This window comes from Enterococcus sp. AZ077 (assembly GCF_051714965.1).
In the GTDB taxonomy this organism is placed as follows: domain Bacteria; phylum Bacillota; class Bacilli; order Lactobacillales; family Enterococcaceae; genus Enterococcus_B; species Enterococcus_B hirae.
This window is the reverse complement of record NZ_JBIOSX010000001.1, coordinates 2,825,083-2,840,000: the sequence shown is the minus strand read 5'-3', so window position 1 is coordinate 2,840,000 and position 14,918 is coordinate 2,825,083. Positions and strand designations below refer to the sequence as shown.

8 protein-coding genes (1 of these 8 running past the window's edge) are annotated in these 14,918 nt (G+C 35.4%); 7 read left to right on the top strand and 1 reads right to left on the bottom strand.

The features are described 5' to 3' along the window. The 4 genes from IGL28_RS13125 to gor all read left to right on the top strand — a co-directional run. A protein-coding gene (locus tag IGL28_RS13125; protein WP_081128989.1) for an ATP-dependent Clp protease ATP-binding subunit crosses the window boundary here: on the top strand, nucleotides 1–2,295 show its 3' portion. 186 nt of this gene lie to the left of the window's left edge; 2,295 of the gene's 2,481 nt are visible here — the last part of the coding sequence; the start codon falls outside the window, past its left edge; its stop codon occupies nucleotides 2,293–2,295. 193 nt (nucleotides 2,296–2,488) lie between these two features. Next, nucleotides 2,489–3,412 carry a peptidase U32 family protein gene (locus tag IGL28_RS13120; RefSeq protein WP_081128994.1) on the top strand — a complete coding sequence of 308 codons (924 nt, stop codon included), beginning with the start codon at nucleotides 2,489–2,491 and terminating at the stop codon, nucleotides 3,410–3,412. A gap of 18 nt (nucleotides 3,413–3,430) precedes the next feature. After that, complete coding sequence (locus IGL28_RS13115) at nucleotides 3,431–4,672, top strand: peptidase U32 family protein (RefSeq protein WP_010720714.1); 1,242 nt, start codon at nucleotides 3,431–3,433, stop codon at nucleotides 4,670–4,672. Between the two features lie 171 nt (nucleotides 4,673–4,843). Beyond that, the gene (gor, locus tag IGL28_RS13110; protein ID WP_081128988.1) at nucleotides 4,844–6,190 is read left to right on the top strand and encodes a glutathione-disulfide reductase; all 1,347 of its coding nucleotides are present in this window, start codon (nucleotides 4,844–4,846) and stop codon (nucleotides 6,188–6,190) included. Between the two features lie 108 nt (nucleotides 6,191–6,298). Here gor and IGL28_RS13105 read toward each other — a convergent pair whose 3' ends face one another. Beyond that, nucleotides 6,299–7,732, bottom strand: a complete 1,434-nt coding sequence (locus IGL28_RS13105) for a helix-turn-helix domain-containing protein (protein ID WP_063627736.1) — start codon at nucleotides 7,730–7,732, stop codon at nucleotides 6,299–6,301. Nucleotides 7,733–8,103: 371 nt separating this feature from the next. On the opposite strand from IGL28_RS13105, the gene IGL28_RS13100 reads away from it, so the two are divergent. The 3 genes from IGL28_RS13100 (at nucleotide 8,104) to IGL28_RS13090 (ending at nucleotide 14,898) form a co-directional block, all read left to right on the top strand. Further along, the gene (locus IGL28_RS13100; protein WP_010737210.1) at nucleotides 8,104–9,525 is read left to right on the top strand and encodes a helix-turn-helix domain-containing protein; all 1,422 of its coding nucleotides are present in this window, start codon (nucleotides 8,104–8,106) and stop codon (nucleotides 9,523–9,525) included. Nucleotides 9,526–9,647: 122 nt separating this feature from the next. After that, a complete protein-coding gene (locus IGL28_RS13095) occupies nucleotides 9,648–10,154 on the top strand; it encodes a hypothetical protein (protein WP_081128986.1) in 507 nt (168 codons plus the stop codon). 64 nt (nucleotides 10,155–10,218) lie between these two features. Beyond that, nucleotides 10,219–14,898 (top strand): hypothetical protein, encoded by a 4,680-nt coding sequence (locus IGL28_RS13090; RefSeq protein ID WP_438843969.1) that lies wholly within the window; start codon nucleotides 10,219–10,221, stop codon nucleotides 14,896–14,898. The last annotated feature ends 20 nt before the right edge of the window (nucleotides 14,899–14,918 follow it).

Below are 14,918 nucleotides of genomic sequence, written 5' to 3'. Positions count from 1 at the left end.
ATTGAGCATTTGATTGGCTACGGTACAATGACTTCATATCCTCAAGGAACCTTTTTACCTTATTCGCCACGCATGAAACAAATTTTTGCATTGGCAAATAGTGAAGTAAGAAAAATGGGTGCTCAAAAAGTGGGAACGGAACATATCTTATTGAGTATGCTAAGAGATGAAAGTATCATGGCTACTCGGATGATGATCAATTTGGGGATCAGTTTAACGAAAGTCCGACAATCTTTGAAACAAAAAATGGGCATAAAAAATGATAGTCGTAATAATAGTATCCGTCGTAAAAACCCACAAGAAAAGCGTCAAATGGTAAAAGGTACTCCAACGTTAGATTCTTTAGCAAGAGATTTGACGAAGTTAGCGAGAGACGGAAAACTTGACCCAGTTGTTGGGCGTTCAAGAGAAGTAAAACGCTTGATTCAAATACTTAGTCGCCGAACTAAAAACAATCCTGTATTAGTAGGAGAACCTGGTGTTGGTAAGACAGCGATTGCTGAAGGTTTAGCCCAAAAAATCGTGATGGGTGAAGTTCCTGATGAGATGCAAGAAAAACGCTTGATGATGTTAGACATGGGGTCTTTAGTAGCGGGAACAAAATACCGTGGAGAATTTGAAGACCGTATGAAAAAGGTGATTGACGAAATCTATAACGACGGTCAAGTCATTTTATTTATTGATGAGTTGCATACCTTGATCGGTGCCGGTGGTGCAGAAGGGGCAATTGATGCATCTAATATTTTGAAACCTGCTTTAGCTCGTGGAGAATTACAGACAATTGGTGCTACAACGTTAGATGAATATCAAAAGTACATTGAAAAAGATTCTGCCCTTGAACGACGCTTTGCTCGAATTCAAGTAGATGAACCGACACCTGAAGAAGCAGAAGAGATTTTACGTGGTCTTCGTTCAAGATATGAAGAGCATCATGGTGTAGAAATCACTGATGATGCGATAAGAGCTGCGGTTCATCTTTCTGTACGCTATATCACTTCTCGTCAATTACCTGACAAAGCAATCGATTTGATTGATGAGTCAGCTGCTAAGGTACGCTTAGATCAAACAGATGATCTTTCGGAATCTACAGTAATTAAGTTGGAAATCGAACAATTAGTCAAAGAAAAAGAACGAGCAATCCAAAAACAAGACTTTGAAATAGCAGCACAATTGCGAAGACAAGAAAAAGCATTACACAAAAAATTAGTAAAACTATTGATACTAGAAGAAAAGCAGGAAAATGGTTATGCTGATCGTGTGACTGAAGAAGATGTAGCCACAGTCGTTTCTGAATGGACAGGTGTTCCATTACAACAACTGGAAAAGAAAGAAAGTCAGCGTTTATTGGAATTAGAAGCACTTTTACATGAACGTGTTGTTGGACAAGATGAAGCAGTCAAAGCAGTATCAAGAGCAATTCGTCGGGCTCGTAGTGGGTTAAAAGATCCAAATCGACCAATTGGCTCCTTTATGTTCTTAGGACCTACAGGAGTTGGTAAAACGGAACTTGCCAAAGCTTTATCGGAAGTGATGTTTGGGGACGAGAATTCCTTGATTCGGGTTGATATGTCTGAATTTATGGAAAAATACAGCACGAGTCGGTTGATTGGGTCACCTCCGGGCTATGTTGGGTATGATGAAGGTGGACAATTAACAGAAAAAATTCGACAAAAGCCCTACTCTGTCATCTTATTAGATGAAGTAGAAAAAGCCCATCCAGATGTATTTAATCTGTTATTACAAGTACTAGACGATGGACATTTAACAGACTCTAAAGGTCGGAAAGTTGATTTTAGAAATACGATCATGATTATGACTTCCAATATTGGTGCAACCCAAATTCGAGAAGAAAAAAACGTTGGCTTCAATGTCCAAGACATTACCAAAGATCATAAAGCCATGCAAAAGCGTATTTTAGAAGAATTAAAGAAAACATTCCGTCCAGAGTTCTTGAACCGGATAGATGAAACAGTTGTCTTCCATTCATTAAGCAAGGATGAAATCCACTCCATTGTTCAAATTATGAGTCGAGCAATCGTCAAACGTTTGAAAGAACAGGATATCCAAGTGAAGATCACTCCGGCAGCAATAGATGTGATCGGAAAAGCTGGTTTTGATCCTGAATATGGCGCTCGTCCAATACGAAGAGCGTTGCAAAAAGAAATAGAAGATCGTTTAAGTGAAGCATTATTAGGTGGAGAAATCCATTTAGGCGATCAAGTGACAGTGGGAGCCTCCAAAGGAAAAATCACTTTGAATGTACGTCTTCCAAAAAAGTATGTAGTTGAATCATAGGAGTTAAAAAAGAAGTGAGAGAATTTTGTTCCACATAACGATTGAAGGTTATGGGCAAAAGGCTCTCACTTTTTTATTTTTTTTAACTTTTTTTCTTGTGAATTTAAATTCAAAAATCCACCAATAAATGTAAGAAGTGTTGGCAACTTTTTTAAGCTATGCTACTATTATGGAGTTGTAGGAGGAGGAAATGATGATCGAAATCATAACTACGGTAGAAACTTTTGAACAAGCAAAAGAATTACTTGAAGCAGGAACAGATACTTTGTATTTTGGCGAGGAACTATTTGGTTTGCGATTACCTGCGTCGTTTACAAGAGAAGAACAACGTCAATTAGTTGAATTGGCGCACACATATGGTAAAAAAGTAAATATTGCGATGAATGGGATTATTCATCCTGAAAAAATGAAAAAAGTACCTGAATATCTACAATTCCTGAAAGAAATTGGGGTAGATCAACTGACAGTAGGTGATACAGGTATCATATACACCATGAAGAAACATCCAGAATGGCGTATTCCCTACATTTTTGATGCAGAAACGTTAGTTACTAGTGCTAGACAAATCAATTTTTGGGCGAAAAGAGGAGCTGTTGGAGCTGTTTTAGCTAGAGAAGTTCCTTTTGAAGAAATGAAAGCCATGGAAGAAAAACTAAATGTTCCGGTAGAAATTCTAGTGTATGGTGCTACTTGCATTCATCAATCAAAACGTCCTTTATTGCAAAATTATTATCATTTTACCAAACAAGAAGAGCGAGTAGATCGTGATCGGGGATTGTTTATTTCAGAACCTAAGAAAGACGACACACATTATTCCATCTATGAAGACACTCATGGGACCCATATTTTTGCCAGCAATGACATCAACCTGTCAAAAGAATTAGGGTTATTGTATCAACATCAGTTCCGTACATGGAAACTTGATGGTTTATTTACCCCAGGAGAAAATTTTGTAAAAATTACCAAAGCATTTGTGGAAGCGAAAGAACAAATCCTTGCAGGTACTTGGAATGAGGAAAGTGCTGAAAAATTAAGCAAAAAGATAAGTGAATTACATCCTCAAAATCGTGAATTAGATACTGGCTTCTTCTATATTGATCCTGAAGCCATCAAGTAAGGAGTATGACGAGAAAAAATGACAACAAAAAGAAAATTGAAACGACCCGAAGTCTTAGCTCCAGCTGGGACACTTGAAAAATTAAAGACAGCGATTCATTATGGCGCAGATGCAGTCTATATTGGCGGAAATGCTTATGGACTAAGAAGTCGCGCAGGTAACTTTACCTATGAAGAGATGGCTGAAGGCGTAGCTTTTGCAAAAGCACATAACGCAAAAGTATATGTTGCTGCAAATATGGTGACACATGAAGGAAATGAAGAAGGTGCTGGAGAATTTTTCCGTCAATTACGTGATGTCGGAATTTCTGCCGTAATTGTTTCAGATCCAGCGCTGATTGAAATATGTGCGACAGAAGCACCGGGCTTACCGATCCATTTATCGACACAAGCATCTGCCACTAACTTTGAAACTCTTGAATTTTGGAAAGAAGAAGGATTAGAGCGTGTCGTTTTAGCTCGTGAAGTTTCTATGGAAGAAGTGGCTGAGATTCGTAAAAATACGGATGTGGAAATTGAAGCCTTTATCCATGGTGCGATGTGTATTTCTTATTCTGGCCGTTGTACCTTATCTAATCACATGTCAATGCGTGATGCTAATCGTGGGGGCTGTTCACAATCTTGTCGTTGGAAATATGGATTATTTGATATGCCTTTTGGCCAAGAAAGAAATCATCTGACAGAAAACGGCGAAATAGAAGAAGAATTTTCAATGAGTGCAGTAGATATGTCGATGATCGAGCATATCCCGGAATTGATTGAAAATGGGGTAGATAGCTTTAAGATTGAAGGAAGAATGAAATCAATTCACTATGTATCTACAGTTTCTAATGTTTATAAAGCTGCGGTCGACAGTTATATGGAAGACCCTGAAAATTATGTCTGCAAGCAAGAGTGGATTGATGAGTTATGGAAAGTGGCACAACGGGAACTTGCTACAGGATTTTATTACAATACACCAACAGAAAATGAACAATTATTTGGGGAACGTCGTAAGATCCCTGTTTATAAATTTGTAGGTGAAGTAATGTCTTATGATGAAAAAACCAAAATTGCAACGATCCGTCAACGAAATCTATTTTCTGTGGGAGATGAGATCGAATTTTATGGTCCAGGATTCACTCATTTTAGCCAAACGGTTGAGGTAATGTACAATGAAGAAGATGAATCCATTGACCGGGCACCAAATCCGATGATGATTTTAACTATGCCAGTGACACAACCTGTAAAACCAGGAGATATGATTCGGAAAAGAAAATAAAAGCATACGCTAATCAATCCAATAAAAATAAAGCATCAAAGTTATATTATCTGTTTAAACGTGTTAAACTTATTTTTTGTAAGGATAAAAAGAGTAGAGAAGAAATTTTTCTTGAAAATTTATCCAAAGTAAGAAGAAAAGCAAGCATCTTCTTAAATTAGGAGGCATAGCATGAAAACGTATGATTATATAGTTGTCGGTGGTGGTTCTGGAGGGATCGCCTCTGCGAATCGTGCCGGAATGCACGGTGCAAAAGTTTTATTAATTGAAGGAAATGAACTTGGTGGGACTTGTGTGAATGTTGGTTGTGTACCCAAAAAGGTGATGTGGCAAGCCAGCACGATTTTAGAAACAATGGAACGAGATGCTTCAAGTTATGGGATTCAAGCAGATGTAAAAAAAGTAGATTTTAGAGAGTTAGTTGAAAAGCGTGAGAAATATATTGACTTTTTACATGGTGCGTATCAACGTGGCTTGGATAGTAATCAAGTGGATGCAATTAAAGGATATGCTACCTTTATAGACAGTCAAACCGTGGAAGTAAATGGGGAAACCTATCAAGCAACAAAAATTCTGATTGCAACTGGTGGTAAGCCTAGCAAAATGACGATCCCTGGTGGCGAATATGCAATTGATTCAAATGGCTTCTTTGAGATGACAGAATTGCCAACACGGACAATTGTTTTAGGAGCAGGTTATATTGCCGCAGAACTTTCTGGTGTTTTACACGGGCTAGGTAGTGAGGTAATGTGGGCGTATCGAAAAGAACGTCCATTACGAACTTTTGATAAAATGCTATCTGATAACTTAGTTGAGATGTATCAAGAAGCTGGGATCAAAACTTACGCTGGACATATAGCTAAAGAAATCATCAAAAACGACAATGAGTATACAGTTGTATTTGAAAATGGTGAACGACTCTCTGGTGATTGTGTATTGTTCGCAGGTGGTCGAGTGCCTAATACCGATCAATTAGGATTAGAAAATACCCAAGTAAAATTAGATGAACGTGGTTTTATAAAAGTTGATAAATATCAAAATACCACAGATCCACATATTTTTGCGGTGGGAGATGTGATCGGTAAAATTGATTTGACACCAGTGGCAATTGCTGCAGGTCGCCGTTTATCTGAACGGCTATTTAATGGGAAAGAAAATTCTTATCTAGACTATCACTTAGTACCAACAGTTGTATTTACCCATCCACCAATTGCAACGATCGGTGTAACAGAAGATGAAGCATTGGCTACCTATGGAAGTGATCAGATCAAAGTTTATCGTTCACGATTTACACCTATGTATTTTGCATTGAATGACTATCGACAAAAATGTGAAATGAAATTGATTTGCGTAGGAGAAGAAGAAAAAATCATTGGCTTACATGCAATTGGTATTGGTGTCGATGAAATGTTACAAGGTTTTGCTGTTGCAATTAAAATGGGCGCGACAAAAGCAGATTTTGATGATACGGTCGCTATCCATCCAACTGGTGCAGAAGAGTTTGTTACTATGCGATAGAAAGTATAACTATAGTGCGAGTCCAAAGTTAGTTTTTAGACTAACTTCAGGTCGCACTATATTTTTATGCTGTGATACCGATGTTAAACGAGCAATGATGTAACTCCCTTATGCATAAAGAAGTTCTTTTAGGTTGCTCCAAAAAGCAGAAGTGGGAATTTTTGATATTTTTAACATATTAGTCGAGATCTTCGTTTGATTTAGCTCGATATCAGTTAAAATTAGGTCATATTGATTGATTTTCACATAATCAACAGAGAAAATATTTTCTTGATACATATCAATTTTATATAACGACGGAAATTTTTTTAACAGCAGTTGTTTATAGAAAGACAAAATCCGTTCTTCCTGATAAGAAACAATGACGATGGATAAATGTTTTTTATAAGGAAGGAGTGTTGATAATAATTGTGGAGATAATGTAATCAGTTCTAAAAATAATTCTTCATAAAGCAATTGGTTTTCTTTGATTTCAGTCAAACCGGCTTGTTCGATTGACTTTTCATAAGCTGATAATAGTTTTTCTGATTCTTTGATAAATGTTTGTGACAAAAGATCTATGTATGTCGTCTTAAAGGATTGCAATCGTTCATTAAAATGGATAAAGTCATTTAGTCTTTGTATGTCATTAGGAGATAAGGTAATATCTATGCCCATATAATGATAAAAACTATGAACTAAATTTTGTAATTTCTTTTGCTCCATTAATTCATCATTTTTTGAATTAAAAAAATATAAATGACTATATGAACTTAATAGGTTATGGACATTTGACTTTGTAATACTAAAATTATATTTCTTTTCAATGATCGAACAAAGAACGGTACTTTTTGTCAATAAGTCAAAAAATAATCGTTCACTTTCGGTTTCTTTTTTTAAAGGGTAATCAATTATGTGTCGTTGTCCGATACGAATAATGGACGTATAAAAATAATAACTATTTAAAATTAACTTATATGTACTTACTGAAGAAAACGTATGGTTTTTATTATGATAACGTTGTAACAAGTCAAATATATAGTCAAAATGTGGTAGTTGCTGCGGGGTATAAATTTCACGAAACATGCTACAAAAAAAATGCCGTATAAAACTTTCGTCACCTGTAATTTGTAACTGAGAAGCAACTTTGATCATGATTGGCCAGTTTCTTTCAGAAAAATATTCATTGATTTTAAAAATAATTCGCCGAATACTGGTTTCACTTAAAAATAATGTTTCAGCGAGTTTTGACAAAACAGGCTCATTGATAAAAATCGTTTTTAAGATTTGAACGTTCGTAGAATGATTTAGTATTTTTTTGATTAAGTCTTCCAGATTCATATCATTAGGCATTTTTAATGTTATGATTTGATACTGATCAATTTTAACGACAACAGGTGAATAGGTGTGGTTAAAAAAAACAATGTCACTTAATAATGTTTTTTTTGTCACATTTAATTGCTTTGTTAGCGTGTTGCACTCAATTGATGACATACCCAGAAGTAATGCTAACTTGACTTGTCTTTCTGAAGTTTTTTCCAGTATATTAAGTTCTTTCATCATCATTTTGGATTTCAAAATCTTAGAAATCGCTTCCTCCCACCTTTCTCTTATGGTATATAAATTATTTTATCATATATTTTTGTTATGTTAGTGTTTTTTTTATAAATTTCTATACTTGTTTTTTGTTAACTTTATAGTAAATCGTTCATGGTTATTTGTTACATTGGTTATTATTGTATTTAGTTATTGTTATTTAAAAAATGGAATAAATATATTCTATATGATTGGATTTTTAAATTTTATATTTTAACACAATTCAAATATTTTTGAGAACTTAAATTTCTAAAACTAGAAAAAAACATACGGGAAATTAAAGGAATTGACTGTACGATACTCTTACATGATGTTTAATAGAAGGGAGTTTTGTACTTATGGGGTTACTTGAAAAGCAATTAGAAAGACAAGTTACCTTACTTTATTTGTTAAATACTAGATCTTCCAATCTTAACAAACTAGCAAGGAAGCTGACAATTACCGATAAAACACTAATTGCTGATATTGAACACTTCAATGATTCCTATTTTCCTGTTCATATTGAGGTAAATAATCACAAAGAAGTGAGTTTGACGATACCGAACAATGTCAATTTAGATGATATTTTTGTTAAAATACTGAATAATTCAATTAATGTCAAAATACTAAAATACATAGTCATATACGAACCAACACTAACTGAAATTTCTCAATCTTTATTTTTGAGTAAAACAAGTATTCGCAGGATTGTGTCAAAAATAAACAATTATTTTTATACAGAGACCATAAATATTCAGATCGATTTACAAGCAAAATTAATGGTAGTTGGCAATGAAACGGAAATTAGACGTTTATTTGCATGTATGTTTAAAGAGATGTATCGAATACAAGAGTTTGCTTATTTTGATTCTATCTATCAATTAATACGTAGGTGTCTCAAAGCACAAAATAAAACGGCTAGTGCTCCTAAAATTATTTATTCGGTGTATTACATTTTTCTTTCGATCATTCGTATAGGTCACAAACACTTTGTACCGGAAGATGAGTTGGAGAATAAAGAAATGGTTGTCACTGAGCTTTTAACAGTAATTCAAAAAGATACAGTCTTTACAACGTTGATGAGTCAAAAATATAAGTTTAATGTAACTAGAAATAATGTAGCAAATGTCTTAAGTTCCTATTTCGGTTTGCTCTTTACAACAGATACTAATCGCCAGACAATCATGCCTAAGAAAATTGAAACTTTTCTTACTCATTTTTATTATTTACTTAATATTGAAGGATCGGTCAGTAAAAGGACAATCGACTACTTATCTGACTTTATCAATTTTTATAAAGAATTAATGATCTTTAAAGTCAGTTATGCGGATATATTTTATCAAAAAGTGATGCAAAACAATCCTAAGATTTGGCAAGCGTATCATCATTCGCTAGAAGTTGCAGAACTGAGCTTTATTGAAAAAAGTGAATTATTACATAAAGACTTATTTTTGGAATTACTTATTTCTTCCAATCAATTAGTACATATGATCGAACCACAAGTGAAAGAAAAGTCAATTTTGGTTTTAAGTACACAGGAAATTGGTGTAGCTTTACTTTATAAAAATATTATTTTAAACAAGTATCCTTTTTTTAAGCAGATTGATATTTATGAACAAGATGTTTTTTCAATTGATTACCAGGTGTTGAATCAATATGACTTGATACTAACAGATCTCTCCCTGAATTTTGAACGAATCAATGCGGATATTTTAAAAATTTCAAAAGTGCCAACGCCAATTTTTTGGTCGAATTTTGAGGCGTGTTTATATTCTTCCTAAGGACAACTTTTACGAGTGCCATCTTTTTTTATTTTTTGGAAAAAATAGGATAGAGCTAGCAAGAAAGTCAGGTATGATTAAAATAAACAAAAAAATAAAAAAATTTAAAGGAGGAAAAAGTGATGGATTCTGAAGATCGTAGTATGTTGTTTCTTTTATGTTGTCTATTTGGGGGCTTGGGATTTTTGACTGTGAAATTATTAAAATTGACTTGGGAAGTAGCGAAGTGGACTGGGGATAAGCTTTGGATAGGAGTAAAATGGACTGGAGTTAACCTTCGAAAAGGATATAAAGTTCTTAAGAAAAAATGGAATAAACGGCAAGAAAGAAAGTTATTAGCCAAAGAAAAACCAGACCTAAACCAAGAAACAGATAAGGTCCCATTACTTAAAGATGAACAAGTTCCAGAATTACAACCAATTGATAAACAAGTTCCAAAATTACAACCAATTTGGTTAGTAGCGCAACAACAAAATTCTGTGGGTGTATCAGATAAACAAGTAGATGACAAAAAGAGTATGAAAGATGCCATTACGGGAGCAGTAAAAACCAGTATAGATACTAAAAATAGTCTAACAAATGGTTTCCAAATAAACAACGGTCGTAGTGAAATTGCACATCAGATTTAATAAATTGCGCTATTATGCAATTAGAATAGATCTAGTAGAATGATCCAAGAAGGATGGAGGAGGAATGAACTACTTGGTAAGAAAGAATATATTGGAGAACGAAACCGGTGAATGGCAAAATAAATCTAATTTAAAGTCAGAGTTTATCAAAGAAGCATCGTCGTTTTCTGTCAAAAAAGAAAATGTCTTTACTCTTTGTGAAAAGTCAATCCAAGAGAATCATGGAGAAAAGACTGCACTTTTAAAAGTGCAAGATATGTTAGATGACTTTAAATTTGAAGTACTTCGACGGATGGCTGGGGATCGTAAAGTGTTTGAATTACAAAGTGAAAAAACTGAGTATGAAGCAAGAATCGAACACGCCGAGGGAAAAATCAGCGGGGAGCAACTTCAACAAAAAATTAATGTATTAGAAAAGGAACAAGAAACGAAGATCGTAAAGCATGAAAGGGATAAGGCCACAATAGAAGAATTAGAAACAAAGGACGTTTTTTTATCTAATAATAGTCATGAAAGTAATGATTATCTTGGAGCCATCGCAAAAGATGAAAAAACGAAGTACTTTGAGAATAAAGATCTGGCCGAAATATTAGCTAGTGAGATCAGTCAATCGAAACAAAAACTTACTGGGCTTAAGCAGCACAAACGAAACGAAGTAGCAGATTGTAACAAAAAATTAAATGAATTAAATAATGTTAGTCAGAAAAATAAAAAAATGATGCAAGAGATGTCAAATACGTCAAATACGCTAGATCCGCCAAATGCGTCAGATAAGGTAAGAGACCAAACAATAACAGATCAAACAATAACAGACGCTAAGATTGTTGATAAAATTAAGAAGCTTGTTAAAGAATTCATGAGAACTGAGAATTTTGAAATAATAAAAACGGATACTTTGGAAGAGAGGTATGCAAAAGCTACTGCAGTTGATATTACGAGGGAGGAAGTAGAGAACAGAAAAGACAAGGCGAAAAAAGTTCTCGTAGAGACAGCCACTATAAGGAGGAAAAAAAGACAGGATAGGGGGAGTGTATTAGAACAAAATCAAGACCAAATGAATGTATCAGAAAGGGTTGCAACGTTTGAAAAGAATGGAGAGTCAAAACCCGACCAAACAGTATCAGTAAAAACACCTAATAAAAATGGAAGTAATCTATCAAAAGGAAACAAGCAGCAAACGAATAATTCTTTCAATCGATCAGAAGACGATTTGCGAGATCAAGTAAAACCTGAACCTAAATCTATCAATCGCCTAAGTAATAGTAATCTATCAAAAGAGAACGAGCAGCAAACGAATCATTCTCTCGATGAACCAGAAGTCGGTTTGCGAAAGCAAGCTAAGCCTGAAATTCAAGCTACTAATAGTCTCCCAAATGGTGCATCAGAAAAGGATTCGGCAAATGCTAGACCTTACAGTGGCAATGTGCGAGGGCTAATCGATAAATTTAATAGCGAAAAAAAAGACTCTCACGAGCTTCAGAAAGGTCCTAGAATAACATTCGCTCAAGGACATAGCCAACAAGAAGTGTCTAACCCAAACGGAAATAAGCAGCAAACGAATAATTCTTTTAATCGATCAGAAGACGATTTACGAGAACAAGTAAAACCTGAACCTATCAATCACCTAAGTAATAGTAATCTATCAAAAGAGAACGAGCAGCAAACGAATCATTCTCTCGATGAATCAGAAGTTGGTTTGCGAAAACAAGCTAAGCCTGAAATTCAAGCTACTAATAGTCTCTCAAATGGTGCATCAGAAAAGGATTCGGCAAATAATAGACCTGTCAGTGGCGATGTGCAAAGTATAATCAATCAATTTAATAGCAACAAAGAAACCTCTCCCGAGCTCCAGAAAGGTCCTAGAATAACATTCGCTCAAGGACATAGCCAACAAGAAGTGTCTAACCCAAACGGAAATAAGCAGCAAACGAATAATTCTTTCAATCGATCAGAAGACGATTTGCGAGATCAAGCAAAACCTGATCCTGAATCTGAAACTAAATCTATCAATCGCCTAAGTAATGTATCAGAAATAGTTTCGACGTTTGAAAAGAATGGAGAGTCAAAACCCGACCAAACAGTATCAGTAAAAACACCTAATAAAAATGTAAGTAATCTACCACAAGGAAACAAGCAACAAACGAATAATTCTTTCAATCGATCAGAAGACGATTTGCGAAAGCAAGCTAAGCCTGAAATTCAAGCTACTAATAGTCTCGCAAATAGTGCATCAGAAAAGGATTCGGCAAATAATAGACCTGGCCCTGGCCATGTGAAAAATCTAATCCATAAATTTAATAATATAGAAGAAAAAGACTCCCTCGTGCTCCGGAAAGGTCCTAAAGCAAATTTTATTCATGGACTTAGCCAACAAGAGGAGCGTAGACCAAATAGAATAGCAAGATCTAGATCAGTTAGTCACACATTACATGAAGTACATAGAGAACAAACAGATAAAGGTCGCCGAAATAGTGCACCAGAACTCACTATGCCATCTGAATCTCCATTACGTTCAGAAGATCGAGAAACATCTTCACCCATGTATGATGACAGTCTTCATGAACGGCATTTAAAATTATCAGATTTTGAGTTAGATCCAGAGAAAAAACCATTTGATGATACACAATTTGACAAATTTCAAAGGTTTGAAAATGATATTCCATTGCGTTACATTGGAAAGTTACGGAATTTAACCAATTCAGAACGTGTACTATCATCATTATCTACAACTCAAGATTTAAAGAATCATGACAAGTTAGTTCGTAGAAATTCGGCTCCCGGAGTAATGACGGAACAGTCTATACCAAGTCACAGTTTTGACCAATTTGACCGAATTCTTATACCAAGAGTTAAATTGCGTTATGTTAATGGTAAAGTTAGTTTATCAAAGGAAATTACAAATCAAACTGCTGAACTCAATAAATTTCCAGAATTAAGCAGTTTTACAAACCAAGTTTTAACACCAGGAGATTCCTTAGACCAACCGTCTACACCCAATAGCGATTCAGAAATAAATAATCTTACAAATCAAGTTCCACTACCAAAGGATTCCACAGATTTACGTTCAGTATCAGAAGGTGACATGAACCAAACTTCTATGCCGGAAAACGTCAACAGTACATTAGATGAAACAGATAGTGTGAAAAAATCAGTTTCGGTTGAGGATCTAAAGTTAGCATACGTAGAAAGATTACGATCTCAGGTCGCGTTTGTCGAACAAAAGATAAAGCACGATGAAGAATTAAAAAAATATGGACCGTACAATAATTTTTTCCTTGATCAATCGAAGAAGTCTAAAGCAGCAAGATCTAAGATAGAAATCGATCTTACTAAAAATAAAACACTATGTGAAGGTTTAAAGACAATTCTTGGCGATGAAAAAAAATTAGCTGAATTTTTAGAAGAGATACAGCCAAAGGATCCTCAGGTGCTAGCTAAGGAACTCGAAAATGTTAAGCAAGATACGGCAGAATTGCAAGGAAAAGCCGAAGAGTTAAAAGAAATTACTTATAAAGATCTTAAAAAGAAATGGTATCAGGTGCTGACCCGCCCTTCATTTTATTTGTTTTTAGCAAGACAAGTACTGTGGGTTGCACCGATGGCGTTTTTTAGTGCGATGGCTGGCGCTCTTCCGCTAATGCCTACTGGCACACAAATATTACACGGATCCGCTGTAGTCAACTGGTTAAGAGGCGTGATTATTGGTAGTTATGTCGGTCAACGTTTAGTAAATGCCGTACCTAAAATCATTCCACGTACTTCCAAGAGAGTCCAGCGATTTGCTAAGGAAAGATTTCCTAAGACAGTGGCAGCGCTAGAAAAAGGATCAAAAACAATTGCTAGACCTTTTAAATCCATCGGAAAATCTGTGCGCTCGACAGCTAGAACAATTGGTCGACCTTTAAAACCAGTCGGTAAAGTAGTGGCTAGACCATATAAATTTGGTAAGGAAAAATTAAGTAATCTTAACGCTAAAACCTTTGTTCCAATCGGAAAGAAAATAAAAGAAACATTCGATATTGCCCATTCTGAAAAGCGTTCATCAGAAGAAAACCAAAATCTGAAAAAAGGGTTGGATGCTAACGGACAGCGGTTGCCGTTTGCTACTCGAGTAAAAAATGCGGCATTGATGACGACAACCAATTTCGCCAAACGTTTATGGAGAAATAAAGTGAAAACGTTAATTGGAGTCGCCCTATTTGTTGGGTTAGCTACTTTCGGCTTACCTTTACTGTTAACCGCAGCTCTTCCAGCGATTTCTGGTACACTTATTGCTTCAGTAGCAGCTATAGCAGTTCCTGCCCTTTTTACGTTGCTAGGTGTGTGGGTTGCTGATAAATACTTATTGAAACCCCTGCAAAATCGATTAGCTAATCGAGAAAATGCGAAGCGTGAACAGTTATTTACCGAACGCTCAGCTAAAGTGCAAGAACTAGGACAGCACCACTCTCTTACCCCTGATTTTAATACGCGAGTAGCACGAGTGGCTCAGATAGACAATGAAAAGCAAACAGCTGAAAAACAGAAAACGCAGACGAGCCAAAAAACGCAAGAACAAGAATCAGCTCGGACGAGTATATCTTCCATTTCTACTTTGAATAAACAGACAGAAACTGACAAAGTAAGATTAAGGGATTCTGTTAGTAGAGTGCTGAATAATCCAACTAATGCAAAACAATCTAGTGGACGAGCATCAGTGAGCAGTAAAAATGATCACCAGCGCTCGGAGGGCTACGGACGTTAGTGATAATATCACATAAACGC

Coding starts and splice junctions, on each gene's coding strand:
- IGL28_RS13120 (WP_081128994.1), top strand. CDS start 2,489: ATGATCGAAATCATAACTACGGTAGAAACTTTTGAACAAGCAAAAGAA.
- IGL28_RS13115 (WP_010720714.1), top strand. CDS start 3,431: ATGACAACAAAAAGAAAATTGAAACGACCCGAAGTCTTAGCTCCAGCT.
- gor (WP_081128988.1), top strand. CDS start 4,844: ATGAAAACGTATGATTATATAGTTGTCGGTGGTGGTTCTGGAGGGATC.
- IGL28_RS13105 (WP_063627736.1), bottom strand. CDS start 7,732: ATGATGAAAGAACTTAATATACTGGAAAAAACTTCAGAAAGACAAGTC.
- IGL28_RS13100 (WP_010737210.1), top strand. CDS start 8,104: ATGGGGTTACTTGAAAAGCAATTAGAAAGACAAGTTACCTTACTTTAT.
- IGL28_RS13095 (WP_081128986.1), top strand. CDS start 9,648: ATGGATTCTGAAGATCGTAGTATGTTGTTTCTTTTATGTTGTCTATTT.
- IGL28_RS13090 (WP_438843969.1), top strand. CDS start 10,219: ATGAACTACTTGGTAAGAAAGAATATATTGGAGAACGAAACCGGTGAA.